This window comes from Synechococcus sp. GFB01, from assembly GCF_001039265.1.
In the GTDB taxonomy this organism is placed as follows: domain Bacteria; phylum Cyanobacteriota; class Cyanobacteriia; order PCC-6307; family Cyanobiaceae; genus NIES-981.
In genome coordinates this window covers 12867-39472 of the sequence record NZ_LFEK01000019.1, presented here as the reverse complement: position 1 = coordinate 39472, position 26606 = coordinate 12867, and the positions used below count along the sequence as shown (strand labels likewise).

19 protein-coding genes and 4 pseudogenes are annotated in these 26606 nt (G+C 61.1%); 16 read left to right on the top strand and 7 right to left on the bottom strand.

All coding sequences use genetic code 11. The features are described 5' to 3' along the window. Positions 1 to 5: 5 nt before the first annotated feature. From SYNGFB01_RS16205 to SYNGFB01_RS14075, 8 genes and pseudogenes are all read left to right on the top strand, one after another. A pseudogene (locus SYNGFB01_RS16205) lies at positions 6 to 59 on the top strand (hypothetical protein); the annotation flags it as partial. A 61-nt stretch (positions 60 to 120) separates the two neighbouring features. Further along, positions 121 to 1440: pseudogene (dnaB, locus tag SYNGFB01_RS03830) on the top strand (replicative DNA helicase). A gap of 3 nt (positions 1441 to 1443) precedes the next feature. Beyond that, on the top strand, positions 1444 to 3033 hold the full coding sequence (locus tag SYNGFB01_RS03825; protein ID WP_048016997.1) for a glycosyltransferase family 39 protein: 1590 nt from the start codon (positions 1444 to 1446) through the stop codon (positions 3031 to 3033). Between the two features lie 51 nt (positions 3034 to 3084). After that, positions 3085 to 5099, top strand: a pseudogene (gene mnmG, locus SYNGFB01_RS03820) (tRNA uridine-5-carboxymethylaminomethyl(34) synthesis enzyme MnmG). 1048 nt (positions 5100 to 6147) lie between these two features. Next, positions 6148 to 7386: an O-antigen ligase gene (locus SYNGFB01_RS12995; RefSeq protein WP_082325856.1), complete on the top strand. Its 1239-nt coding sequence runs from the start codon at positions 6148 to 6150 to the stop codon at positions 7384 to 7386. Between the two features lie 58 nt (positions 7387 to 7444). Further along, a complete protein-coding gene (locus SYNGFB01_RS12990; RefSeq protein ID WP_161795845.1) occupies positions 7445 to 8365 on the top strand; it encodes a sulfotransferase in 921 nt (306 codons plus the stop codon). Between the two features lie 149 nt (positions 8366 to 8514). Beyond that, positions 8515 to 9306, top strand: coding sequence for a sulfotransferase (locus tag SYNGFB01_RS12985; RefSeq protein WP_152669509.1), 792 nt, complete (start codon positions 8515 to 8517; stop codon positions 9304 to 9306). A gap of 230 nt (positions 9307 to 9536) precedes the next feature. Beyond that, a complete protein-coding gene (locus SYNGFB01_RS14075; protein ID WP_152669508.1) occupies positions 9537 to 10085 on the top strand; it encodes a hypothetical protein in 549 nt (182 codons plus the stop codon). A gap of 149 nt (positions 10086 to 10234) precedes the next feature. On the opposite strand, the gene SYNGFB01_RS12980 is transcribed toward SYNGFB01_RS14075, so the two are convergent. After that, a complete protein-coding gene (locus tag SYNGFB01_RS12980; protein ID WP_072061546.1) occupies positions 10235 to 10852 on the bottom strand; it encodes a sulfotransferase in 618 nt (205 codons plus the stop codon). 218 nt (positions 10853 to 11070) lie between these two features. On the opposite strand from SYNGFB01_RS12980, the gene SYNGFB01_RS14070 reads away from it, so the two are divergent. Beyond that, positions 11071 to 12153: a hypothetical protein gene (locus tag SYNGFB01_RS14070; protein ID WP_152669507.1), complete on the top strand. Its 1083-nt coding sequence runs from the start codon at positions 11071 to 11073 to the stop codon at positions 12151 to 12153. Here the strand turns inward: SYNGFB01_RS14070 and SYNGFB01_RS12975 are convergent. The 3 genes from SYNGFB01_RS12975 to SYNGFB01_RS03795 are packed head-to-tail and all read right to left on the bottom strand — an operon-like array spanning position 12142 to position 15244. Beyond that, positions 12142 to 13284 carry a glycosyltransferase family 4 protein gene (locus SYNGFB01_RS12975; RefSeq protein WP_048016994.1) on the bottom strand — a complete coding sequence of 381 codons (1143 nt, stop codon included), beginning with the start codon at positions 13282 to 13284 and terminating at the stop codon, positions 12142 to 12144. The two genes, SYNGFB01_RS14070 and SYNGFB01_RS12975, sit on opposite strands and share 12 nt — an antisense overlap. Positions 13285 to 13309: 25 nt before the next feature. After that, positions 13310 to 14194, bottom strand: a complete 885-nt coding sequence (locus SYNGFB01_RS03800) for a glycosyltransferase family 2 protein (RefSeq protein ID WP_048016993.1) — start codon at positions 14192 to 14194, stop codon at positions 13310 to 13312. A 12-nt stretch (positions 14195 to 14206) separates the two neighbouring features. Continuing rightward, positions 14207 to 15244, bottom strand: coding sequence for a glycosyltransferase family 4 protein (locus SYNGFB01_RS03795; protein ID WP_048016992.1), 1038 nt, complete (start codon positions 15242 to 15244; stop codon positions 14207 to 14209). A gap of 72 nt (positions 15245 to 15316) precedes the next feature. Here SYNGFB01_RS03795 and SYNGFB01_RS03790 point away from each other — a divergent pair, with 72 nt between their 5' ends. Next, entirely contained in the window at positions 15317 to 15925 is a 609-nt protein-coding gene (locus tag SYNGFB01_RS03790; RefSeq protein ID WP_082325854.1) for a chorismate lyase, read from the top strand. A gap of 521 nt (positions 15926 to 16446) precedes the next feature. Here SYNGFB01_RS03790 and SYNGFB01_RS03780 read toward each other — a convergent pair. Beyond that, positions 16447 to 16966 (bottom strand): annotated as a pseudogene (locus SYNGFB01_RS03780) (DUF1269 domain-containing protein). Positions 16967 to 17662: 696 nt separating this feature from the next. Beyond that, positions 17663 to 18220 (bottom strand): SprT family zinc-dependent metalloprotease, encoded by a 558-nt coding sequence (locus SYNGFB01_RS03770; protein ID WP_048016990.1) that lies wholly within the window; start codon positions 18218 to 18220, stop codon positions 17663 to 17665. A gap of 74 nt (positions 18221 to 18294) precedes the next feature. Between SYNGFB01_RS03770 and SYNGFB01_RS03765 the strand changes: the two genes are divergently transcribed. From SYNGFB01_RS03765 to SYNGFB01_RS03750, 4 genes are all read left to right on the top strand, one after another. Further along, entirely contained in the window at positions 18295 to 18714 is a 420-nt protein-coding gene (locus SYNGFB01_RS03765; protein ID WP_048016989.1) for a hypothetical protein, read from the top strand. Positions 18715 to 18740: 26 nt separating this feature from the next. Continuing rightward, entirely contained in the window at positions 18741 to 20897 is a 2157-nt protein-coding gene (gene ligA, locus SYNGFB01_RS03760) for an NAD-dependent DNA ligase LigA (RefSeq protein ID WP_048016988.1), read from the top strand. A 2-nt stretch (positions 20898 to 20899) separates the two neighbouring features. Next, positions 20900 to 21952: a stealth family protein gene (locus SYNGFB01_RS12380; protein WP_072061545.1), complete on the top strand. Its 1053-nt coding sequence runs from the start codon at positions 20900 to 20902 to the stop codon at positions 21950 to 21952. Positions 21953 to 22113: 161 nt separating this feature from the next. Then, positions 22114 to 22296 carry a hypothetical protein gene (locus SYNGFB01_RS03750; RefSeq protein WP_048016987.1) on the top strand — a complete coding sequence of 61 codons (183 nt, stop codon included), beginning with the start codon at positions 22114 to 22116 and terminating at the stop codon, positions 22294 to 22296. A gap of 1943 nt (positions 22297 to 24239) precedes the next feature. Here the strand turns inward: SYNGFB01_RS03750 and SYNGFB01_RS03735 are convergent. Further along, positions 24240 to 24830, bottom strand: coding sequence for a TVP38/TMEM64 family protein (locus SYNGFB01_RS03735; RefSeq protein ID WP_048016984.1), 591 nt, complete (start codon positions 24828 to 24830; stop codon positions 24240 to 24242). A 136-nt stretch (positions 24831 to 24966) separates the two neighbouring features. Between SYNGFB01_RS03735 and fabL the strand changes: the two genes are divergently transcribed. Together fabL and fabG are read left to right on the top strand one after the other, a co-directional pair. Continuing rightward, positions 24967 to 25719, top strand: a complete 753-nt coding sequence (gene fabL / locus SYNGFB01_RS03730; RefSeq protein WP_161795844.1) for an enoyl-[acyl-carrier-protein] reductase FabL — start codon at positions 24967 to 24969, stop codon at positions 25717 to 25719. Between the two features lie 33 nt (positions 25720 to 25752). Beyond that, positions 25753 to 26604, top strand: coding sequence for a 3-oxoacyl-ACP reductase FabG (gene fabG, locus SYNGFB01_RS03725; protein ID WP_200900052.1), 852 nt, complete (start codon positions 25753 to 25755; stop codon positions 26602 to 26604). Positions 26605 to 26606 lie beyond the last annotated feature (2 nt).

The following is a 26606-nucleotide window of genomic DNA, read 5'->3' as shown; positions in this document are numbered from 1 at the left end:
TGATCGTGCGCTATACCGGACGCGGCGCGCCTTCGACCGGTCCGGTGGTGCTGGCGGGCAAGGGCATCACCTTCGACAGCGGCGGCATCTCGCTCAAGGCCGGAGGCCCGCTTCGAGGCCCTGCCCGATGCGGTGCGCCCCAGAACCTGGAAGCCGAGGAGGCCGTGCCTGGGCGGCCATCCTGCTGGACCCCGACGCCATCGGCCGCGTGGCCGACCTGCTGCGCCCTGATGCCTTCTATCTGAGCGCTCACCGGGAGATCTACCGCACCGCCCTGATGCTGCACGGCCAGGGCAAACCGACCGACCTCACCGCGATGACCGCCTGGCTGGCCGACACCGGCCAGCTGGAGAAGGTGGGCGGCCAGGGGCGGCTGGTGGAGCTGGTGGAGCGGATCAGTTCCACGGCCTCGATCGAGCAGGTGGCACGGCTGGTCCATGACAAACATCTGCGCCGCCAGCTGATCCGCTCCGGCAACACGGTGATCGCCCTCGGCTTCGATGCGAGCAAGCCGATGGATCAGGTGCTCGACGAGGCCGAGCAGACGATCTTCGCGATCAGTCAGGAGAAGCCCAGCCAGGGCCTCACCCCGACGGCCGAGATCCTCACCAGCACCTTCAACGAGATCGAGAGCCGCTCCCTGGGCACTGCGGTGGCCGGCATCCCGGTGAACTTCTACGACCTGGATGCCATCACCCAGGGGCTGCAGCGCAGCGATCTGATCATCGTCGCCGGCCGACCGGCCATGGGCAAGACCTCGATCGTGCTCAACATCGCCAAGAACGTGGCCCAGCTGCACCAGCTGCCGGTCTGCGTCTTCTCGCTGGAGATGAGCAAGGAGCAGCTCACCTACCGGCTGCTGTCGATGGAGGTGGGGATCGAGAGCGGCCGGCTGCGCACCGGCCGGCTGCAGCAGGAGGAGTGGCCGCTGCTGGGCCAGGGCATCAACAGCCTCGGCCAGCTGCCCTCTACATCGATGACAAGCCCAACGCCGGCGTGCTGGAGATGCGCTCCCTCTGCCGCCGCCTGATGGCTGAAACCGGCAAGGAACTCGGCTTGGTGGTGATCGACTACCTGCAGCTGATGGAGGGCAGCACCCCCGACAACCGGGTGCAGGAACTGAGCCGCATCACCCGCGGTCTCAAGGGCATGGCCCGGGAACTCAACGTGCCGGTGATGGCCCTCTCCCAGCTGAGCCGGGGCGTGGAATCGCGCACCAACAAGCGGCCGATGCTGAGCGATCTGCGCGAATCGGGCTCGATCGAGCAGGACGCCGACCTAGTGCTGATGATCTACCGCGACGAGTACTACAACCCCGAAACCCCCGACCGCGGCATCACCGAGGTGATCGTGACCAAGCACCGCAACGGACCGGTGGGAACCGTGAAGCTGTTGTTCGAGCCCCAGTTCACACGGTTCAGGAATCTGGCGGCGCCTTGAGGGATGCATCAGGAGCACCGCAGGAAAGCTCTGCATCACCCCTCCACCAGGCTCTGGCTGGGCATCACTCTCTATTTGATCGTTTTTGCCGCCCTCAGAATTGCCCTCAACAGCACCATCAGCTTCGACGACGCCGAACAGGTTCTGCTGTCTCAGGACTGGCGACTGGGCTACGGGGATCAGCCTCCTCTCTACACCTATTTAACGAAACTGGGCTTTGCCGCCTTGGGACCAAGCCAGACAGCGCTTGCGATTCTCAAGGTAGGCCTGCTCAGCTCCTGCGTGGGGGGCCTGCTGCTATTGAGCAGGGAGCTCAAGCTCAGGGCTGACCAAACGATCATCGCGATCAGCAGTTATGCCTTGATCCCACAGTTCATATGGACGTCCCAAACCAGCCTGAGCCACTCGGTGCTGGCCACGACGATGGGGATCTTCCTGCTGCTGGTGCTGGTTCGTACCGAGCGGCAGCCATCTGTGTTGAACTTCCTCCTGCTGGGGATACTCGCAGCCGCAGGCCTGCTCAGTAAATACAATTTTCTCATTCTCATCGGCACGCTGATCGCCACAGGTCTCACCATTGAGCGATTCAGGGCCGTCTATCTCAATCCAAGGATTCTTCTGAGCTTAGGCACGACCAGCGCATTGGTGGCGCCGCACCTTCAGTGGTGCCTTGCGAATGCCAGCGATTCCCTCTACGGATGGACCGACTATGAGGTGATGCGCCTTCCTTTCTGGGCTTGGCCCCTGAGCGGATTCGTGATGGCCATGGTTTTCCTAAGCCCCTATTGGCTGGGCTTCTCAGTCCTGGCCTGGCCACATCGTCATGAGCTGAAGATCGCCAACCCCACCAGGCATCCTGCACGGGCATTGCTGCAGAGGTTGCCGCTGGCCATGGCTGCAACAATGCTGCTGGTGATCGTTCTGGTGACACAGGAGAAGGTCATCAGAGTTCACTGGTTTCACTCGTTGCTGTTTTACGTTCCGCTCAGTGCCGCGACCCTGCTGCCACCACTGGAGAAGAGGAGATTGAAAGGCTTTGCCAGTCTTTCGATGATTGCCGCTCTGGCAGCCTTGATCGCCCTGCCGGCGCAGATGGCCAGTTCAACTCTGATTCCACGTCATCAGAAGAAAAAACTGGCGCCGTCGATCTCGGAGCTCACGGCTGCAATCGCCGCCATCACGACGCCCTCAGCGGCAATCGATGTGATTGTCACAAGCAACATCAAGGTGGCGGCCAATGCAAGATTGGCATTCCCGCGCGCCCGAGTGATCAGGCTGGCGAAAGAGCACCCTGCAGGCAACAGCGTTGCTGATCGCCATGCCTCAGATTCAGGCAGCCGAGGTCAGTTCCACGGAGCGCAAGGAGTGTTGCTTCTTTTCGATTCCCCTGTTGCTCCCGAGGTGTCGAGCCGGCTGCTGAAAGCATTCGCCCTGCGCGATCGAGGCCTCCCGAAACTTGATTTCAATCGTCATGTGATACAGCACCCATCCGGCAGGGACATCATTCTTTATTACTCCTGGTTTCCAGGCGCAAGGCCTACGCGTCCCGACAGGAACTCGAGGCCCAGAAGCGGGTCAACCCATCCGGGCTGAGCAACGGCCGCAAACCGCGTTTCAGCGCAGGGAAGCTTCTAGGATTCAATGATGCGCCAGCCCAGTGAACGAAGCTCCGAAGCCTTCGATGTGATCGTGGTCGGTGGCGGTCACGCCGGCTGTGAGGCCGCCCTGACCGCGGCCCGCTTGGGTCTGCAGACGGCCCTGTTCACCCTGAACCTCGATCGGATTGCCTGGCAACCGTGCAATCCTGCGGTGGGCGGACCGGCCAAGAGCCAACTGGTGCATGAGGTTGATGCCCTCGGGGGTGTGATCGGCCGGCTGGCCGATGCCACCGCCCTGCAGAAGCGGATCCTCAACGCCAGCCGAGGCCCGGCCGTGTGGGCCCTGAGGGCCCAGACCGACAAGCGCCTCTACGCCCGCCAGATGCTGCAGCTGCTGCAGCACACCCCCAACCTGGCGCTCCGCGAGGCGATGGTGACGTCGCTGCTGATCGAGGGTGACGCCGATGGCGGCGGCGCATGCTGGGAACCTGCACACGGGCCGGCAGCCCGCATCACCGGCGTGCGCACCTACTTCGGCAGCATCTATACCGCCCGGGCGGTGGTGCTGACCACCGGCACCTTTCTCGGCGGCCGCATCTGGGTGGGCCATCAGTCGATGCCGGCNGGCCGGGCTGGCGAGCAGGCCGCCGAAGGGCTCACCGAGAGCCTGCAGGCTCTCGGCTTCAGCACTGATCGGCTCAAGACGGGCACACCGGCACGGGTCGACCGGCGCAGCATCGCCCTCGACCAGCTGGACGAGCAGCCCAGCGACGCCGCCGATCGGTTCTTCTCCTTTGATCCGTCAGCCTGGGTGAGCGGCGAGCAGATGAGCTGCCACATCACCCGGACCACCGCCGCCACCCACCGTTTGATCCAGGACAATCTGCACCTCACGCCGATCTACGGCGGCCTGATCGACAGCAAGGGGCCCCGCTACTGCCCTTCGATCGAAGACAAGATCGTGCGCTTCGCCGACAAGGAGAGCCACCAGATCTTTCTGGAGCCGGAAGGTCGCGACACACCGGAGATCTATGTGCAGGGCTTCTCCACAGGCCTGCCTGAGCACCTGCAGCTGGAATTGCTGCGCACGCTGCCGGGGCTGGAGCACTGCGTGATGCTGCGCCCCGCCTACGCCGTGGACTACGACGTGCTGCCCGCCACCCAGCTCAAGGCCTCACTGGAAACCAAGCGGGTTGCCGGACTGTTCACGGCAGGGCAGCTCAACGGCACCACCGGTTACGAGGAGGCCGCTGCCCAGGGGCTCGTGGCAGGCCTCAATGCCGCCCGGCAGGTGCGCAACCAGGAGCCGGTGCATCTGCCGCGGGAGAGCAGCTACATCGGCACGATGATCGACGATCTGATCACCAAGGATCTGCGCGAGCCTACCGGGTGCTCACCAGCCGCAGCGAATACAGGCTGGTGCTGCGCGGCGACAACGCCGACCGGCGCCTCACGCCCCTGGGCCGCGAGCTTGGCCTGATCGATGATCGGCGCTGGGCGATCTACACCGCCAAGCAGGAGGAGATCACTGCAGAACGGCAGCGCCTCGACACCATTCGGCTCAGGGCGAGCGATCCGGAGGCCCAGGCGGTGCAGGCTCAGACCGGAGCGGCGATCAAGGGCTCGGTCACCCTGGCGGAGCTGCTGCGCCGACCGGGGTTCCATGCCACCGACCTCATGCGCCATGGCCTGGCCCCACCAGGNCTGGCGCGCGATGTGGCCGAGGCCGCCGAGATCGACATCAAATACAGCGGTTATCTGGCCCGCCAGCAACAGCAGATCGAGCAGGTGCGCAAGCAGCAGCACCGCCCCATCCCCGCAGGAATCGACTATGCATCCATCGCCACTCTCTCCCGCGAGGCTCGCGAGAAGCTGGCGGTCGTGCAGCCGGCCACCCTGGGGCAGGCNTCCCGCGTGGCAGGGGTGAGTCATGCCGACCTCACCGCCCTGCTGCTCTGGCTGGAGCTGGAGCGGCGGCGCAGCCACGAGTCGCGCAACTCCCCATCTCAGCCCAACACCGATACACTGGCTCGTCCAGCCCATGGATCGCCAGTGCTATGAGTCCGGTGCGTGGCATCCCGACCTCGAGAGCCTTCTGGGAACTCAAGGCCGAGCAGGTGATGAACCGGGTGTTCGCCCCGGAGCCTTCGATCGAACTGGAGATCGTCGAAACGGAGCCTGCAAGGCCTATCGCGCCCGAAGAAGCGCCCACTGAAGCGGCAACGACCACGCTGCCAGCCCGACATCACCAAGCCAGAACAACTGTCAACCCCCAGAGGCCTCCTCGAGCTGTCCCACGAGCATCCCAAGCAGGCAGCCGCATCCCTGCCGACAGGAGACTGTTGCTCGGCGGGTTCGGGCTGATGGCGCTGCTGCTCTCGGGAACCACCCTCGCGGGGCTGGGCATCTGGAACCAGCAGCAGCAGGCTCTGCAACAGGAGCGCAACATGCTGCTCATCGAGCGCTTGCGCAATCTGACCCNGGCCGGGGGAGCGTCATCGGCCTCCAGTGCCAAAGCCCCTGGGTCAAACGCCAGCGGCGAAGGCCCTGAGCTGCCTCCTCCTCCTCCGGATGAGCCATGGATGCAGGAGTTGGCCACCCTGCCAAGCAGCTCTGCACCTCCGGCTCGGGTGCTTCAGGTTCCGATGAGCAGTCGGGTCAGTGCTCCCGCACCAGCCGCTCAAGGCCGCGGCGTCACGCCAAGCGCACCGCCCCCCGCCAGCAGCGGTGGCGGCAGCATGCCTCAATTGGTGGGTGTGATCCAGGTCCCCGGGGGAAACAGCTCAGCGATCTTTCAAATCGGCGGCAGCTCCACCAGTGCCAGCGTCGGTGAAACGATCGGAAGCACAGGCTGGCGGCTGCGATCCGCAAGCGGCGATACCGCTGTGATTGAACGGGGTGGCGAACAGGCCCGCGTAAACATCAGCAGTGGCTTTTGAAGTCGCCCACGTCGCATATCGTCGAGGTTAGATCCGCCTGGGTGGCCGAAAAGCCGACCATGAAACCATCGCCCGAGCCCCTTCGGCGCGTCCGTCACAGCCGAACCTGACTTGCTGCAGCCCGACAGGAGAGTGGGCAACCGCGCCATACGGGAGGATACCCCAAATCGATGACAGACCAGCATGACTCCCAGAATGAAACCAGATCGAAGCTGGCGGTGAAGGATGGCCGAGCCGATCAGCAAGGCACTACCTGGCTCTGGCATCTTGAAACAACCATGCTGCTGATTGCACCAATCGGCATATGGCACGTCAAGATACGTCCAATTCTGATTTTGACGATCTTCCTGATCGCACTAGCCAATCAAGATTATCGCCAGATTGACAGGAGGATCCCAGTTTATACGGGAATTTATCTAGTTGCGATGATCGCGCTCTCGGCGTTGAGTGGCAGCCCCGGAACCGCGGTGAAAGGAGCACTGAGCTTTGCCAGCGGCTTTCTAATGTTGATACCAGGCGTAACGATCGGCAGGCACCTCTGGCGTGATGGCATACGCCTGCAAACGCTGATTCCAACGTCAATCCTGCTCGCCGTTTACTTCATGTCTCCCGCCTATTACGAAGGGCGTCTTTACTTTGGTGTTCGCGACAATCCCAACGGAACCGGCTATAGCCTACTGTTCGCTGGGTTGATCCTAGGGATAGCCTTGGCATCACAGTTGATAGCCAGGCACAAGGATAGTCAAGACAAGGCGACGAGAATGCTTCTCATCGTCAATCTTGTTGCCGTTGCCGTGCTTCTACTATTCTCCAATCACAGAACCGGATGGCTCGCAGCCATCTGCTTTGCAGCCTTCTGGTTGACTTGCAGATTCGGGGCATCAAGAGTAATACAGATTGCAGCTTACGTAGGCACGGGAGGGCTTTTCGCCGCCTTCATCGTCGCATTTGACCGAAAGGATATTTTGACAAGCATCAAGAGCCTCGACATTAGATTAAGCATGTGGCACACGGCAATAGAACGAACAATCAGCTCTCACCCCTTTTCAGGTTTTGGCTTTAACACATTCAGGGAGGTCTTCGGAGTTTACTCATATCAAGATATATCCAGAGTGTACAACCATCCACACAATATTGGTGTCGATCTCTTCTTCTCCACTGGCTTCATTGGGCTTGGCTTGACACTTGCCTATATCCTGTCGCAGATCAGGCTTGCCAAGGGAATGAGCATCGATCGACACAATCCAATCAGCATCGCTAGCTTGGCAGCCCTTGTGTCGCTATTGATAGCTTTCATGTTTGGGAGAAGTATCGCCAGTTTTGAGGTCACTGGCTCCCTGAGTTGTCTCTATGGGGTTTTTCTGGCCCAGTCCACACTCCATCAACAGAATGGATCGGTCACACGATAAAAGGATTAGACATGGAGCGAGATTCACTTACAACAGTCCCGTGATCAGTACATCAGGAATGCAGATCGAGAAGGTTGACTATCGATGCGGCACTGATGCTTGTAGCGCTGTGCTGCGTCGACAGCCGGGAATAGCAACACGAATCAGGCGGAAGACCTGGGATGCATGGCTTGAAGCAACAGATTCAATCACAGGACGACAGCGTCCTTTTCCACAGCTGATCATTGGTGGAGGCATGCGCTGCGGAACAACCGCGCTATTTAGCTATCTTGCCAAGCATCCCCAGCTCTCGGCATCACGCCGAAAAGAAGTTCACTACTTTGATCTCCACTTCGATCGTGGACATGCATGGTATAAGCGACAATTCAGAATGGGCAAGGCAGTCTCCAATAACAGGCATCAACTCCTGTTTGAATCAAGTCCTTACTACATGTATGAGCCGCGAGTTCCCCAAAGAATACATAACACAATACCAGACGCGCGGCTAGTCTTTCTGCTCCGAGATCCAATCGATAGAGCAATCTCTCACTATCAGAAGAATCTTAAAGACCAACGGGAGTGCCTATCGCTTCGCGACGCCCTTGAGGCAGAAGAAGAACGCCTTGCCGGCGAAGAAGAAAAGATGTTGAACGATCCGCACTATTGCAGTGCTGTGCATCAATACTTTTCCTACAAGGCAAGAGGCAGATATGCCATTCTGATCAAGCGATTCTTCCGGTATTTCCCTAGGAATCAGATCCTACTCATCAGGTCAAGCAGGCTGTTTAAGCAGCCCACGCTGACCCTGGCTGAAGTTTGCGACTTCCTAGGTGTGACGAGATGGCAGCCAGATGATTATCCTGTGGTCAACCAGAGTCGCATAAAGACAGTGGTCCCAAAGCATATTCGTGATCAACTCGAGTCTGATTTTGAGCCCTATGAAAGGCAGCTTGAAGAGCTCATAGGCTGGCGCTCCGCAGACTGGCCCGACAAGAAATAGGAAGTGGATGAATACAGGACAAGCTATTGCATTCGTAGAGTATCGTTTTAGGACATCAATTGAGAGACTTGACAGACATCCGGACACCCACTATGAGCGTCGGTTCGCAGGAAAAGAATCATTCTTGCAAGGGCATAGGCTAGAATATTGTGCCGCAGCCCAATAGCCCGAGAAGGAAGACTATGTTTGTTTTCTGCGGCGGCATGTTTCGATCAGGATCAACGCTCCAGTATCAGATTGTTAGCCAACTCATTGAAGACAGGGGGCTTGGCGACAGAATTACCTGGCATTCCCCCGAAGCCTTCTCGGAAATACGCTCTTTGCATTCATCCAGCAGCCAGATGCTGGCATTCAAAGCCCATAAGTTGACTTCCGAGATGCTGAAAGAAATTGAACATAATGGGGCCAAAGTAATCACTGCCCATCGAGACATCAGAGATGTTGTGGTTTCGGCAATGAAGAAAAACGACTGGTCATTTCGCAAGATATGGCGGAATGATCGGCTCAGGTATTGGACAGGTCGCTTTGATGAATGGGCCCGACAACCTGGAGCATTGGTCTGTCGCTACGAAGATCTAGTGACAGATTTGCATGGCGTGATCAAGAGTATAGCAGACCATCTTGACATCTCGCTCAGCGAAAATGAGATTGGGTCACTCGCACAGGAATATAGTCTCGACAATCAGAAGCTAAGGGCAGGCCAAGTGGCCATACAAATGCAGACAGGCAGAAACATGAGCAAGTTCGACCCGCATTCATTGCTACATCACAACCACATTGCAACCGCTGGAATTGGGGAGTACAGAAAGATATTACTGCCAGCCCAAATCAGAGCCATAGAGGATGAATGCAGTGATTGGATGATGCGCTGGGGCTATGAAGCAGATCGCCCCCAACTAACCATTAGCCAGCGAGCGTTAAGAATGACCTATCGCAGATAGAAATGAATACATCCATCCCTGCCATCGTGCTGACATGTCAGCGCTACGCACCACTGGCAGAGCATATGATTACTTGTTACCAGAGAGTCTGGCCCGACAGTCCATTCAGATTTCATCTTCCAGATGGGCAAGACACTCGAGATATCGCGGCTCGCCTAGGAAGCAGGGTTGTCCTTCGTGAAACCAGCGAAGGCAATGAGAGAGGAAGATTCAGAGCGGCAGTCTTGGATATGCTGAAGAACTTCCATGATGATGAGTGGGTTTATTGGTGTCCAGATGATAAGTACCCGATCTGGGTGAATAGGAGAATCGCACAGAATGTCGTCGCCAGCCTCTGTGAGGCACCATCAGACATATCAGGGCTGTGCCTCACGAAGCGCCAGTCTCGTGACAAGACAATGCGCGCCGGGGATGAGTCGTGCGAGTACTGGATCCGAGATGCTGCCTTCAGAGAGATCCACAACTATAAAAGAATATGGCTGCATCAGTTTCTGAGGGTGAGGGTTCTTCGCCATCTGTTTGAAAGATTCCCGCCTGTGATTGAGTCAGCCAAGGTGATGGATACCCTTCACAGGCAGATTGACCTTCCTGCGGGTAGTCGCCGATTGATGATCAAACGTAATGCTATGGTGCTAGGTGAAAGCACACACAGGGGCATGATTACAGCCAACTGTGCAGAGAGTTTGTTGCGGCATCAAGGATTGCCTAATGGCTTCCGTGTTTCAGAACAACGGATTGTTATTGGCAAGCGGCCCTGGCATTGGCGATTCACTGGCTGACTGATGACCAATGGGAGTTTCCAACGAAACCGTCGCAGACTCGAGTTCTTCCAACGCTGCGAGAACAGACATTGGATCATGTCTGGATTTCATGCTTTGGACCATGGTCGCGAGCTGATAAATTCCTCTTGGCGATGGACTGCTGCGCTTCATCTCGGGTCTGCGCTCGTCACACAAAGGCGCCCAACAAAAGCCTCAAGCCGGCGAAACTCGTTATCTGAATGCATGAGCCGCGAATAGGACAGAACAATCCATGGCGCCTTGGCCTTTTGAATTGATTGTATAACTTGTAGGTTGTATTCACACCAGCAGGCGACAAAATGCCGAAAAACCGTGAGACGACGTCTCAATCGGGTACTGCTGTTCCAATAATGATTCCATACCTCCTCAGGCCGTCGATATACGGCGATAATCCTGTGCTCAGGCAGAACAGTTGACCACTCGTCATAAACTAACGAACTGCGAGGATCCTTAAATCCCCAGTCTTGGCCCGAGGAGTTATAACGACTGATCAATTCAGACATCTGATGGCGGATGACTGGGTCAGCAGTTCTAACAGCCGGCGGTTTGGCGAGCAGGCTGAACAATCCGTTCGAGCCAAGAAGCTGATGATTCATTGCCTTGGTCGATTCCCGCTCCCACTGATTACCCTTGTCATAGGACGTAGTCTCATCCACGTCATCAACCATCGAGATGCCTGAATGATGAAGAATCTGAGAGATCAGTGTTGTACCCGACTTGTGCATGCCCAGCACGATGTAAATCATTAGCCCAGCCTGCGTTGATCAGATCCTACCACATTGATGATCACGATTTGATTTTTCATCGCACGATTCCAAGAAGCTGAATACTACGGAGGAGCCATCCAGCAGCGTCTGGAGTCATCACCCGAAGGTATCCCTGCGCAGAAATGGGTCGTGATTGTGGAGAGGAGCTGATTCCCCTTTTGCAAGGCGAGTATGATTCATTCACGTTCAAACCACACATGATTTCTTTCACGTCTCAGGCTCAAGCTTTTGACGTTATCACTGTTCCTGATTTTTCGGGCAGTGGGCGAGCTGTCTTTGAGGCGCGAACGCTGGTTTTTCTGGCAAGCTGGATGGAGTATGCCGGTGAGGCTCGCCACTATCCACTGCATCTCGCCTGTATCGGTGAGCCGCCACCGAGTGTTCGTCTGCTTGCAGGCCAATGCGGAGCACGCATCACCGTGCATGATCCATTACAACTTCGTCAAGGCCATCATGTTGGCAATAAGTTGCGCGGCCTGGAAATCAGCAATGAAACAGAGAACTACCTCTTACTCGACGTCGACATAGCGATCCTGTCGGATATCTCTTCCGCCTCGGCCCTGGCTGGCAGTCTGGCTACATCACCCGATGATGCTCCAAATGTGACGATTCGGGATTGGCGAGTGATCTATTCAACCCTGGAGCTGCCTCTGCCAACTCCAATCAAGCCCTTGGTACATGAGCTGGGCCTGCCACGCTTTCCAAGACGCATGATGGGTTTTGAATCGGAAGACAACCAGACTCGATTAATGCTTCCCTATTACAATGGCGGTGTCGTTTTCGCTCCCTGGGCAGCAGACCTTCGTACCCATTGGGAAAAGTCGATTCTGAAGATCGCATCACTTTTTGATGAGTCGAAAGGAACACGCCGGTGGATCCATCAAAGCGATCAGGCGGGACTGGCGATTGCCATCGCTATGCTGAGAAGAGATGGCTGGGACTGGCAGAGGTTACCCGATAAATTCAATGCTCGCTGGCAGCATTTGTATGCCGGCTCTCCAGAGATGAGTTCAATTGCCGTCATGCACTGCTGCTGGAGCTTTCTCAACTCAATTGGCAACGCAGAGGTTGGGCTCGGCACCTTGAAAACCGCTCTCAGACACTTCTTCCAGAAAAAAATTCCACATCGTTTCCAGAAAGTAGGAGTTGGTGAACTATTAAGGCTAAGGCCAGATCGCGCCTATCATGGAATTCGGGGTGGAAGGATGAGAACAGCGCAGGTGCATGAAAAAATCCTGTTTGCCTGCGAAAAACACCTAGCGGGTGTCCTAGGCGATTGAGGCCCTTGATTCAATAGCCCTGCGATAGATATCGAGATACTGGCTTACAACGCGGTCCCAGTTATAGTTTGCAGCCAGCCTTGTTGCCCCTGCGGCGAGCGACTGACGCAATGAAACTTGGGAGGACAGCAGATTGATGGCTTCTGCAATATCAGATGCAGAGTTGGGTGCACAAAGCAGACCGTTGATGTTGTGTTGAACAATTTCTTTGTTGCCGTCAACAGCTGTAGCCACGACAGGTAATCCAGCTGCAAGAGCCTCGAGCAGCGCATTGGAAAACGGCTCCCTTCGTGGCGTTGAAATAAAGAACTGAGCGGATCGAAGCAGGGAGNCTTTGCCAGCTCCAGCCACAAGGCCCAGCCAACGCACTCGTTCTGAGATGCCAAGCTCCAAGGCCAACTGTTCAAGCTTGTCCCGCTCTGGGCCCGCCCCTGCAATCAGCAGATCAAGCGACGACGATCCCGAGGACTTGGCCCAGGCCTGGAGCAGAAGATCGATTCCTTTATGAGGAACCAGACTCGTCATTGCCAAGGCATAGGGTCGAGGGTAGTCAAATGAGGGGACAAACGAAGAAAGGTCAAGATTCACGCCGTTATTAATCGTGACGATCCGATGTTCAGACACAGCAAAACGTTGAATCACCTGCCGCATCGACTCTCCCTGCGCCACGACTGCGTCTGCATCCGCTAACGCTGAACGGACACGCCGTGCCAGCTTCGGATTGCTGCAAATGGAATCTCCAGGCAGAACATCAGCGCCATGGGGCCTGACAACGTAGGGAATATTGAAAAGCCTTGAAAGATCGCGAGCCACATAGGCCTGCGGGTATGCTGCATGGCAATGAATCACGTCAAACCGGTTCATTGCCTGCAAAAGAATAAGTCTTGGTAGCAGCAGCCTCACCGCATAACGCTTAGAGAGCAAGCGTCGATGACGGATCACTGGATAGGACAGATGGCTGTCATCCCAAGACTGTTTGGGCACTGGCGCCAAGACAACCGGGCGATGACCTAGCAACTGGAAACGGCTTGCCAGCTCATCAAGAACCGTCTGCGCTCCACCGACGCTTGGCAATGCCACATCCGAGAACAAACAAATCGATAGGGAGTCCGCAGGTAAAGCTTCCGTCACGAATCAGATGCCTAGACGAATGGCCTCAGTTCCGATACCAACAGCGATCATGCTTGGCCAAGGAGAGGGCACCGTCTTCACGGAGCCATTGTTGCAATCCTAATGGTGAATATTGGAGGCGTGAATGGATGGTCTGCTCACGGATCTGGGCATTCCGTTCGCGCATGCCCGCTTTCACATAGGAATGCTCATGATGTAAATGTACAGGAATGGTTGAGAAACGAATATGACGTCCACGTACTCCAAAATGGTTCAGGCGACAGCCAAATTCAACATCCTCACCTCCATACTGCATTTCCTCATTGAATCCATTGATGGCAATTGCATCGTCCCGGTGGCATGACGAGTTATGGCCATTCCAGGTGCGCTTCGTGGGCGTGATCTGATTGGCCAATCGATCCCACGGCTGCCGCAGCATGAGCTTCAGAAGCTTGCCGGAGGGCCTGAAACCATGGTGGATCAACCACCATGGCTGGAAGACGTGGCCGGCCTTGATATCGCTCACGCTGATGGTCTCAGAGACCGCCCTGGGAAGCTTCAGATAGCCACCGGTGAGGAACCATCCCGGCTCGGCCCGACTGTGGTGGATGGCCACCATCGTGGACTGAGGAATGCAATCACCATCGGTGAACAGTAGCAACTGCCCGCATGAGACAGCGATCGCCTTGTTGAGGATCCGGCACTTCTGAAAGCCTTCGTCCGGCTGCCAGATGTAGCGGATCGGCACCGGACTGCGGCTGGACATCCGATCGATCAACCGCGCCGTCTCCTCGGTGGAACCGTCATCCGCAATAACCAGCTCAAACGAGCCAGTGAATGCCTGGCAGAAGTATCCCTCCAGCACCAGTTCCAGCCAACGCGGAGCGTTGTAGGTGGAGATGATCACGCTGACGTCCGGACCGGACTGCATCGCCCTGCCTCCTCAGCAGCTGAGCCTGGCATAGAGGGCATGAATCTGATCCACTTCCCGCTGGATCGAACAGTCCAGTACAGCAGCACGCCGTGCTTCAGCAGCCATGGTGGCCAGCTGCCCGGAATCGGCGATCAGGGCATCGAGCGCGGCGACCAGCGGTTCGAGCTCGCCGGTTTCCACCAGCACGCCGAACGGCGGACGGATGATCCAGGGCCAGGCCCCGGCGCNGGACGTGACCGGCACACAGCCACTGGCCATCGCCTCCAGGGGGGTGAGTCCGAAGCCCTCGCGCCGCGAGGCCGCCACACAGATCGAAGACCGTTGATACCAGCGGCGAATCTGGGCCGGCGTGAGATCCCCCGTGAACCGGATGCGCTCTGCCAGGCCTGCGGCGGCGATGCGCTGCTGCAGAGCAGCCAGGTAAGGCTGCTCAGGNCGCCGGCACAGGCCGGTGATCACCCCGACCCAGCCGGGAGCGCCGGGCAACAGCCGCAGCAGGGCCTCCACCACCAGGTCGGTGCCCTTGCTTGGCCGGATGCGACCGAAGCTGGCGATGACCTGCTGACCGGCAAGCCCCACCTCCGCGAGTGCTGCCTGGCGATCCAGGGCCGGCGAGAACAGCTCACAATCCACGCCGTGCGGAATCACCGCCTCGCAGTGCTCCAGAAACGCGGCCGAACGGGGGGAGGTGGCGATCACCGCATCGCAGCGGCGGATGAGCTGCCGCAGCCACCAGCCCGGCCGCTTCGGCGCCGCCGAGGTGAACACCACGCTCCAGGGCTGGCGCAGCAGGGACCGCAGCGCCAGGCCGAACAGGATCTCGATGTCCCGGCGGGCATGCCAGATCCGTCGCTGTCCTCCAGGCGGTCGCGACCAGCCGAAACGCAGCAGATGCCAGGCGCCGATCTCACCGCCGAGACCGAGCCGGCCCCAGTCCCACACGGCCACGTCGAGGTGCTGACGCTGCCAGGGGACCAGGGCCTTCACCGTGGCCGACACCCCCGTGTAGCGACGATGCAGGTTGGTGACGACGACCTCGGACAGCACCCTGGCAGGCCGGTTGGGGGAACCCTACCGGCCAGAGCACGGTCGGAGGGAGGGGCTGACCAGAATGACGCCATGGACTCCGGTCGTGACTCTGCAGGGCTGCTCCCGTCCCCCTGGCCCCTCTGGCAGCTCAACCTGAGCGATGGCTCCACGGCTGCGGGCGACCGCAGGCTGAGCGGGCCCTGGAGGCTGCTGTTGCTGGGTGATGGAAGCCCCACGCGACACCTCGAATCCCTGAGCGGCCAACCGGTGACGATCGATCTGATCGCCATGTCGGCCGACGATGCCAGTGATCCCCTCAGGGCCGCCGGCGCACCTCCACCACCCGAGATCACTGAGCTGGAGACCCCGCTGCTGCGACGCCAGGTGTGGCTGCGCTGTGGCGACGAAACGCTGGCCTGGGCGGAGAGCTGGTGGAACCAGGCACAGGCCGACGCCCATCTGCGGGAGCGCGAGCAGCCGATCTGGCGCAGTCTCACCAGCAACCGGGCGGAGCTGTACCGCGAGGTCGACGGACTGGCCCGGGTCGACGCTCCCTGGCTGGAGGAGCGTTTCGGACGCAGGGGACCATTCTGGAGCCGCCACTACCGCTTCTTCCGGGGCGGCAGGGAGCTCACCGTGATCCGTGAGGTGTTCTCGCCGGCCCTGGAGCGGTGGCTGGGACAGGCAAGCGCGGAATGATGCGGAACATCACTTGACAGGTTGACAGTCCTCATGCTTGACGCACCTTGGGTCAACCTGCTCCGGAGGACGATGGCCTCCCATCCGATTTCCGCCCCCCATCCGATTCACGACGGCACCTGGCTGAGCCTCACCGACCTGGGCCGCCTCCATGGCATCTCCGCCGTGCAGTGCGGCCGGCTGCTTGAGGTGGCGGGGGTGCGGCAACGCGATGGGGCCCCCAGCNGTCATGCCCTGCGCGCCGGCCTGGCGAGGTGCCCGGCAGGCAGATGCCGCCCTGGCGGGGCGCTGTGGCACCGGAGCGGCTGTGGCGCCGTGCTGGAGGATCAGGGCCTGCAGACGGCTGCCGAGCGGCGCCTCGTGGATCAGTGGGCTGACCTGCTCGAAGCCCTCCAGGCCAACAGGGAAGCGGTCATCTCCGGCGTGGAGGAACTGGCCAGCGAGCTGCCCAGTGCGCTGGTGGAGCCGGTGAATGCGGCCCTGCGCCAGCGGGGTTGCGGGTTCCAGCTCGAGCCAGAGGCTCAGGCCAGCCTGAGCGCCTCGGCCTGCTGACGGGCCCGCTCCAGCAGCTCCCGCAACCTGTCCTCGTCGGTATGGGAGAGGTTGGTGCGCAGCAGCTTGGCGTGCGGGGCGTGGGCGCGCAGCCGCTCCACCACCCGATCCGGAGTGGCCTGGCGCACCAGCAGACAGAGGGCGGCGCCACCGCGGGGCAGGGTCTCACCCAGCTCGCGCATGAAGCCGTCGTTGATGCCGATGTCGGAGAGGGAGCCTGAGGCGGCGCCGACGCCTGCGCCCACGGCCGCTCCCAGCAGAGGGTTGAGGAACAGCAGCCCCACCAGGGTGCCCCAGAAGCCCCCGCCCAGCACCGGCGGCGGCCAGGTTGATCGCCTGGCGAAGGTGCACCTGGCCTTCGCTGTCATGTTCCACAACGACCGCGTCCTCCAGCGCGATCAGCTGTTCGCGCTGGATGTCGACCAGCTCGCGCCGCACCAGCTCGGCCTCCTCAACGTTGGGGAAACCCACCACCACCAGGCTGCTCATCAGTTCAGCGCGTCTAGGGGCAGGTTAGTCAGCGCCGGCGGCTGGAGCGGGGCAGGGGCCGGACCGNCGGCATCGGCCTGGCCGAATCAGGAGCAGGCTCCCGCAGCGGATCGACCGGGCGGCGGCCGAGCGGATCACGNCTGCCAGCGGGGCAACGTGAAGGAGGCATCGTCGGGCCAGTCCTCCTCCGCCGATCGGATCACGGCGTCGCCTCCGGCATCGGGGCGACCATCGCCGCGGCCGGGGAAGGATGGTGGCCGGCCGCGCCGGGAGATGGCCTCCAGAGGCCGGCGGCCGCCAGCGCCCGGCTGGGGTGCAGGAGGCTGTTGCTGCCACGACTCACGCCAGGCGTCATCGTCCTCATCGAGCAGACCGTCCAGGCGGCTCTCCACCCAGCGCCCCAGATCCCCGAGCCGGGGCAGAGGAGCGGTGCCACGGCCAGTGGGCCGACTGCCGGGCCGGGCCCCGGAAACCCCATCCACCAGCTGACGCCGGCCGACATCAGCTTGTCCAGTCCCTGCTCGAGGGGGTCTGCCGGGCGCCGGCGCTGCGGGCGGAAGTCGTCCATGGGCCCAGGCTAACGACGCCGGGCCCGCAGACCCCGCTCGCGCAGCATGCCGATCAGGGCAATGCTCAGGCCCGCCATTTCCAGAGTCCAGAAAAAGGTGGCCATGGCCGAGGCGGCGTGGGCCGACCTTAGGCGGCGGCCTCCACAAACTCGAGCACACAGCTGGCGTGCCAGCGGCCGTCGTGGTGCAGCTCGCAGCATTGGCGGCAGGCCAGCCCCTTCACCCGGCGGCGATAGGGGGCCGTGACACCGCAGCGCGGGCAGCGGGCCAGCCAGCGCCAGGCACGCTCCCCGCCGTCGGCGCCGGGCAGGGGATAGCGATGCCGCACGCTGACCAGGAAGTCGTTCTGGACCGCATTGATCGCCGCCATCCGGGCCCGGAAGTGAGGGCCGTGCACCTCCGCCAACCCCAGCACCCGGTGAGTCCAGGCGTGAATCATCTCGTGGCAGAGGGTGCTGAGCGTTGCCTCGCGCGGCAGCGGTTCCAGCAGGGGGCGCGACAGCACGATCTCGCTCAGGTCGCTGCCGTCGGGCCGGCGGCCGTGCCGGTAGAGACCGGCGCTGCGGCGCAGGCGGCCGTCGCTCCAGCGCACGACCACCAAGGGCCGGCCGTCCGGGGCCAGGGAGCCCTCGAAATGCTCCCGGTTGAGCCGATGGAAGAGGGGCAGCAGGGGCTCGAGCGGCACGGGCGGTGCGGAGGCGCTGGCGGAGAGCCTGGTCAGTCAGACTCTGGGNCCATTCAACACAGGTTGAGCCGTCGATGGATTGGCAACTGGTGCAAGGCATCGGCACCAAGGCCCTGCTGGCAGGCGCCGGAGCCCTGCTCCTCTACTGGACGATCACGGCGGTGAAGCTGGTGCTCAGCGCCCGCGGCATCAATCCGCTGCTCAAGCAGTTCTTCACCCAGATCGCCAGCGGCCAGGTGGATGGCGCCTACCTGCTCACCACCAAGAACTACCGCAGCCATGTGAACCGCAAGCAGTTCATCGCCTTCCTGGCGGGTCTCAAGCTCAACCGCTACCGCAACCTCAAGAGCGGCCGGCCGCGCCTGCAGGAGGGCCAGCTGATCCTCACGGTCAAGCTGCTCAACGACGCCAAGGAGGAACTGCCGCTTGACTTCACCTTCGTGAAGCTCGATGACACCTGGCGCATCGACCGCATCAGGACCGTCGCCAGCTGAGCCCAACACCTCATCAACCAGCGTCCATGAGCGCCACAGCCGCCCAGCAGGCCAGGGCCGCCGAGCTGCGTGGNCTGCTCAACCGCGCAGCCCACGCTTATTACGTGCTCGACGCGCCGCTGATGGAGGACCCGGTCTACGACCGGCTGCTGCGGGAGCTTCAGGATCTCGAGACGGCCCACCCGGAACTGCTCGAGCCGGACAGTCCCACCCAACGNNTGGGTGGATCGCCGGCCGAGGGCTTCCGCAGCGTGGAGCACCGCATTCCCCTGTTCAGCCTCGACAACGCCTTCTCGCTCGAGGAGCTGGAGGCCTGGTACGGGCGGCTGCTCAAGGTGCTCGACCGCACCCCGGCCCGGGGCGAGCCGCTGCCGGAACTGCCGATGGTGGGCGAGCTGAAGATCGACGGCAACGCCCTGGCCCTCAGCTACGAGCAGGGCGTGCTGGTGCGCGCCGCCACCCGGGGCGATGGCGAGCGTGGCGAGGAGATCACCGCCAACGTGCGCACAATCCAGAGCGTGCCGCTGCGACTGCAGCTGGAGAAGCCGCCCGCCTGGGTGGAGGTGCGCGGCGAGGCCCTGATCCCCGATGCCACCTTTGCCGCCCTCAATGCCGAACGGGAGGCAAAGGGGGAGGCACTGTTCGCCAACCCCCGCAACGCCTGCGCCGGCACCNTGCGTCAGCTGGACCCGCGCGTGGTGGCGGCCCGGCGGCTCGATTTCTTCGCCTACACCCTGCACCTGCCGGAGGAGTGGCAGCGCGGCCCAGAGGCGGGCGGCCCCAGTGATGCTGACCCCGCACGCCCCACCACCCAATGGGAGAGCCTCCAGTGGCTCCAGGCCGCCGGCTTCCGCGTGAACCCCAACGCCGAGCTGCTGCCGGGCCTGGCAGCGGTGGAGGCCTTCTTCGCTCGGTGGGAGGAGGGCCGCAAGGGGCTCCCCTATGCCACCGACGGCGTGGTCGTGAAGCTCGACGACCTGCGCCTGCAGGCCGACACCGGCTTCACCCAGAAGGCGCCGCGCTGGGCAGTCGCGCTCAAGTACGCCGCCGAGGAGGCACCCAGCAAGCTGATGCGTCTGGCCTGCCAGGTGGGCCGCACCGGCGTGGTGACGCCGGTGGCCGAATTCGAGCCGGTAGCACTGGCCGGCACCACGGTGAGCCGCGCCACCCTGCACAACGCCGACCGGCTGGCGGAGCTGGATCTGCACGCCGGCGACACGATCGTGGTGCGCAAGGCCGGCGAGATCATCCCCGAGGTGGTGCGGGTGCTGCCGGAACTGCGGCCCGCCGGGGCACGGCCCCTGCAGCTCCCCCAAGCCTGCCCGGAATGCGGCTCGACGCTCGTGCGCGAACGGGGTGAGGCCGCCACCCGCTGCGTGAATTCGAGCTGTCCGGCGATCCTGCGCGGCTCGTTGCGGCACTGGGTGAGCAAGGGAGCCCTCGATGTGGACGGCCTCGGCAGCAAGCTGATCGAGCAACTGGTGGGGAAGGGTCTGGTGCGCTCGATCGCGGACCTCTACCGACTCGATGGGGCCCTGCTGGCCAGCCTCGAGCGCATGGGCCAGAAAAGCGCCGACAACCTGACGGAAGCCCTGGCTGCCTCCAAAGGGCAACCGTGGCACCGCCAGCTCTACGGCCTCGGCATCCACCACGTGGGCGAGGTCAACGCCAAGGCCCTGGCGCGGGCCTTTCCCAGCGCCGCAGAGCTGGCGAGAGCCGCGGCGGAGACGCCCGAAGCGATCACGGCCGTGTTCGGCATCGGCGCCGAGATCGCCCAGAGCCTGCAGCAGTGGTTCGCCACTCCGGCCAATCAGACGCTGCTGGAGCAGCTCCAGGGGCTGGGGTTCTCCATGGCCAACGCGGCAGAAGAGGCGCCAGCGGTTGGTGCCTCCGCCCCGCTCTCGGGCCAGACCTTCGTGCTCACGGGCACCCTGCCCAGCCTCAGCCGCCGCCAGGCCCAGGAGCTGATCGAGAAGGCTGGCGGCAAGGTGACCGGTTCGGTGAGCCGGAAGACCAGTTACGTTGTGGCTGGGGCTGAGGCCGGCAGCAAGCTGAGCACGGCTGAGGGCCTGGGGGTGCCGGTGCTGGATCAGACAGCGCTTCTGCAGCTGTTGAGCGCTCCCAATCCGCTGGAACACAGCGAGAAAACGGAGAAAAGAAATGAAGCCAGGCTGGTTGAGTGAGCATGCAAGATGTTGATATTGACGCTGTCGTGACCTGGGTCGACGGCAATGACCCGAAACTCAACCGCAAGCGAGATCAGTTCTGGAAGCAGCAGAGACAGTCCAGCAAACTGCGATCAACGCTGCGCGGCTCCACAAGGTATGCCAATAACAACGAGATTCTCTACTGCCTGGCATCGATCCTGATCAATGCGGCATTCGTGCGGCGGATTCATGTCATCACGGATCAGCAGAGGCCTCAACTGGAAGCCCTGAGCGAACTCGGCTGCAGCGCATCAGAGCTGAACAAGATCTCAATCGTTGATCACGCGGAGATTTTTGGGGATCTGATCGATCTGGCGCCCACATTCAATTCCAGATCAATCGAGTCACTCATCCACCGCACACCAGATCTGGCCGATCATTTCCTTTACATGAATGACGACTTCTTCATCCTCAGGCCAACGCTCCCCTCGGATTTCTTCGCGGCCCCAGGGGTCCCAAGACCCCTGGCGCGACTCCGGCCCTACTCTCGATCGGCCCATCGGGCAAAACTGAAACTGCTCGACATCGCCAGTCATTTCAGGAAGGTCAGGCCTGGCTTTAATGATGCCAACAGAACGGCAGCACTGACAGCGAACCTGCGCCACGAGTTTCTGAGCATTGAACACGCTCCCTATCCCCTCTACCGACCAGTGATCGAGGATTTTTTCGCCAGGAATCCCGGTCTTCTCAGACGCAATGCAAGCTATCGATTCCGGCACCATCGCCAATTCCTGGTGCAGGCCTTGGCCTGGTGCATCGGCCTGAAGCAGGGCAGGCTGGTGCCTTGCGGAAGCGGCAAGACGGTCTGCCATGTGAAGGCAGACGCGCTATCAGCCCTGATCAAGCACCATGCAGCAGGCCTGGACATCTTCCAGGCCCTGCCCAAGATCGACAGCGACTGCGAGCAGCCCCGGTTTCTCTGCATTCAGAGTCTTGACAAGGCAACCCGAAGCGAGCAGGAACAACTGCTGGCGATCCTCAGGGAGACCTTACTGAGAAGCAGACGGGGGGCACCGCAGCAGCACGCATGACCACGGATCTGAGGATCGAGGGCAACCACGTTCAGCGTCAGAATCGCTCCCGCTTCAATCCGCTCTTCTGACTGGTGCTCTGCCACACAGGACAAGTATTCACTGACATCAGGCGTCTTCCAGCAACAGCGAGGAGAAAACGGAACAGCCATGATGGAACGATGAAGACGCCCTCACCCTCCGTATTCCGCTGGATCAAAACCGAATGCGGTCGTGCCAAGTTCGCCGAGCTGGCGGCCCGGCCCGGCCCCCTGGCCCGCCTGAGGCTGGGCTGGTTCGTGCTGATCGCAGCTCTGCGTGATTGGCGGCTTCCCAATCCCGACATCGGCGAGCCGAACGGCTGAACGTCAGGGCCTGAGAGGCCCACAACACATGCCGGCGTGATCGGCAAGACGCCTTCATCTGTTCATAACGAGAGGCGAGATCGCGCATGAGAGCGTTGCGGCCAGTGCCCCACCAGCCATGGCCGCCCGCTTCCCCAGTCCGTCCAAGGGTCCCCTGCAGCCGATCCTCGAGCCGTTCAGCCCCCGAGGAGCTGAGCCCGCCGAAGCCCGGCTTGGCCGCATCGACCTCACCTACCTTGCAAAACCAGAAGCGCAAGCACCTGGCGAAGACGGCCTGGTGGCTGAGATCAGCGCTTCGGTCTCCTTCGCCAACAGGCTGTACACCATCACCAGCGGCGGCAGCGATCGGGTTACGCTCACCGACTGGAGCGACCCNACCAATCCCCAGTTTGTGAAGCAGCTGGAGCTGAGCGGTTACTTCACCACCTCGGTGGCCACCTTCGGCAACCTGATCGCCATCGCCGCCACTCCCGAGAACTACGACGATCCCAACAACAGCACCACCCCCGGAAGCAAGATCCTCTTCTACAGCCTGTCTCCGTCGGGCGTGCTCACCTATCTCGACGAGGTGAACACCGGCTATCTCACCGATGCGATCCGCTTCAGTGCCGACGGTAGCCAGCTCTACATCGCCAATGAGGGACAGCCCTACACCGACTACGGCTTTGATCCAGAGGGCAGCATATCGATCATCAACATCAGCCGCGAAGGGAAGACCCCGACCTTTTCCGCAGTTGAAGTCATACTCCCTGAGCTGAATTCTGGCGTCGCGCTGCTGGGCAGCGGCATCCGCTTCAGCGGCAACAGCGGTGTCACCACCTGCTTCGCCGAGGACGCTGAGCCTGAATACGTGTCCGCCGCCGGCGGTTACCTGTTCGTGACCCTGCAGGAAAANCAACACGGTGGCCCGCATCAATCTGGTCACCAACCAGGTGGAGGCCTACATCGGTCTGGGCTGGGTGGATTACAGCCAGGTGTCTGTTGATCTCACGGATCAGGAGGTTGCCAATGGAACTGCTTCGAGTAATGGCTTCAATCCCATTGATGAGCAGAACGTGTTGGGCCTGCGTATGGCCGACGGCATCGCCGCCTGGGAGCAGGGGAGTAACGTCTATTTCATCACCGCCAACGAGGGTGATGCGCGGGAGTACGGTGTAACCGATGAAAATGATATTTTNACTGCGACCTTCCTCGACGAGCGCCGGGACAGCAGCCTTGGTTACGCGAATGTACCGAATCGGCTCAAGCTGATCGTCAACAACGCGGCAGATGATGCTCTGAAGGGCCAGGCTCTTGTGCTCAGCAACAACCTGGCCGACACCGACCCCACCAACGACTTCAGCTTCGAATCCGGCAGCCGCACCGGCACCCCGGTCAGCTTCGGCTCCCGCAGCCTCAGCCTGTTCGACGGCATCACCGGCGAGCTGCTCTGGGACAGCTGGATGACCGACACCATCAAGGGCACCGACTACAACACCAGCCTGCAGAACATCGCCCAGTTCGCCGGGATCTATGACGACGGCCGCAGCGACGACAAGGGTGTCGAGCCGGAATCGGTGGTCGTGCTCGACTATCAGGGTCGCCGCTACGCCGTGGGGGCCCTGGAGCGCACCACTGCCGGCGATAAAGACGATCCGAACGGCCTTGACCTTGTCACCCAGGGCGGTCTGGTGGTGGTTTACGACGTCACCAACGTCAACGACGTCGACTTCATCACCTATCAGCAGGTGAGCCGCTCTCCGGAAGGGCTGGAGGTGATCAGCGCCGATCGGAGCCCCACCAGCCGGGTCCTGCTGGGCGTGAGCGCCGAATTCGATTCCAACTCTGTGGAATTCCTCGACTTCGGCGCCCTGCTCAACAACGGCAGCGGTGCGGCCTATCTTGCCAGCGACTACGCCGATCCCACCCTCTACGCCACCCTGTAGGTCAGCTCAGCGAAGCGTTCAGGGGCCATCGGGAGGGGTGAGCGCCCGCTGCGCCGCCCTTCCCGCCAGCCACACCGACCCCACCGTGGCCAGCACCCCCAAAACCCGCAGAGTCCAGGTGCCGGCATCCGCCTCACCGGAGAGCACCTCGCCGAAGCGGGCCACATCGCCGGCCAGGGCTCCGAGGCCGCAGAACAGGATCGTGCCCGGCAGGATGCCGATCAGGCCGATCGTGTAGTCGCGCAGGCTCACCTCACTGAGGCCGTAGGCCAGATTCAGCAGACTGAAGGGGAAGGCCGGCGACAGACGCGTAAGCAGCACCAGCCTGAGCCCCTCACGACTCACGGCCTGCTCCACGGCCTGCAGCCTGGGCACGGCGGCCAGGCGACGCCGGGCCCAGTCGCGCCACCAGTGGCGACCCAGCAGAAAGGCCGCCTCGGCACCCAGGCAAGCGCCCACGAACACGATCAGGCTGCCCCAGGCAGTGCCGTAGAGGGCACCGGCCAGCATCGAGGCCCACACCCCCGGCAGCAGCAGGGTCACCCAGAGCGCGTAGAGCGGCACGAAGGCCACGGCACCCCAGGGAGACTGCAGCAGCGGCAGCAGCATGCCCAGCGCCTCAGACCAGGGTAACACTCAGAACCCCTCCACTCAACCGGCGGCGGGGGGCCGACACGGAACGATGAACTACTCTAGGTCGTCTATCTGCCGGTACAGCCGAAGGGCTGCAAAGAAACGATCCATGATGCAGAGCCTGGCTGGGAAAGTTGCGTTCGTGACAGGTGGGGCGAGGGGCATCGGGCGGGCGATTGCGTTGAAATTGGCGACCGCAGGCTGCGACGTCGCGATCAATTACTACAACAGTCACGCGGAAGCATCGGCGCTGTGCGAACAGATTGAGAGTCTCGGGAGGAAAGCCGTAGCCATTCAAGGAAGCGTTGGCGATCCTGAAAGTGTGAAAGAGATGTTCAGCTGCTTTTCAGAACAGTTCGACCACCTCGACATTCTGGTCAGCAATGCTGCAAGCGGCGTTCTGAAGCCGGTGATGCAGATGAATCGCAAGCACTGGCGGTGGTGCATGGAGACCAATGCCCTTGCCCTGCTTCTGCTCAGCCAGGAAGCCGTGCCGCGAATGCCCCACGGAGGGCGCATCCTGGCGCTGTCGAGTCTTGGAGCCAGCCGTGCGATTCCTGACTACGCCTTTGTGGGCGCCTCCAAGGCGGCACTGGAATCATTGGTGCGCAGCCTGGCCCAGGAGCTCGGGCAGAAAGGCATCCGTGTGAATACCGTGAGCGCTGGCGTCGTCGACACCGATGCACTGTCCCACTTCCCGAATCGGGAGGAACTGCTGGAGAACTTCAGCCACAGAAACCCCACGGGGAAGAACCTGTTGCCCGACCATGTGGCCGATGCCGCCTACCTGCTCTGCCTGCCCGAAGCGGAGATGATCAACGGCCACACGCTGGTCGTCGATGGAGGATTTGCAATCTCCGGCTGATCCTGCACGGATCGACTGCCTCCTCGCGAGGCGGTGACCCTCAACGTTGGTGGAACTGTCTTGGCAGCTCCGCTCAGCGAATGCGAGGATTGCCGATCAGCCACGGCCCAACAAGCTGCCCTGACCATGAGCACCGGACCTCTGCTACAGGATCAGACAGCCGTGGTGACCGGCGGCAGCCGAGGCATCGGTCGGTCGATTGTGCTGACGCTCGCCTCACAAGGTGCCAAGGTGACTTTCCTGTATTGCAGCAATCAGGTAGCGGCCGATCATACGCTCAAAGAAGCAGCCGATCTTGGCCTGAATGTCGAGGCAAAGCAAGTTGATGTGCGCGATGCCGCAGCTTGCGAAGAGGCCGTCGAAGAGATTGCCGAGCAGAACGACAAAATCGATATTCTCGTCAATAGCGCCGGCATCATTCGAGACAACATTCTTGGGCTTTTGAGCAAGGAGGACGTGGAGGAGGTGCTCACAACCAATGTCATTGGCGTGTTCAACATATTGCGGCCTGTGATTCCCTTCATGGTCTCAAGAAGAAAGGGCAAGATCATCAATATCAGCTCTGTTGCTGGCGAAAAAGGAGGGCGTGGTCAAACCAACTATGCAGCCAGCAAGGGCGCTATCAACGCGCTTACCAAAGCGTTGGCGGTGGAATTGGCGCCACGTAATATCAGGGTGAATTGCGTTGCTCCCGGCGTGATCGAAACCGAAATGTCGGAAACCATCAGACAGCAGGCTGGCGATGTGGTACAATCTCGTATCCTCCTCGGCCGCTTTGGCCAACCCGAGGATGTCGCCAACGCCGTTCTCTTTTTCGCTTCAGGCCTGTCCGATTACATCACTGGGCAGGTGCTTCATGTCGATGGCGGCTTCAAAATGAGCTAACT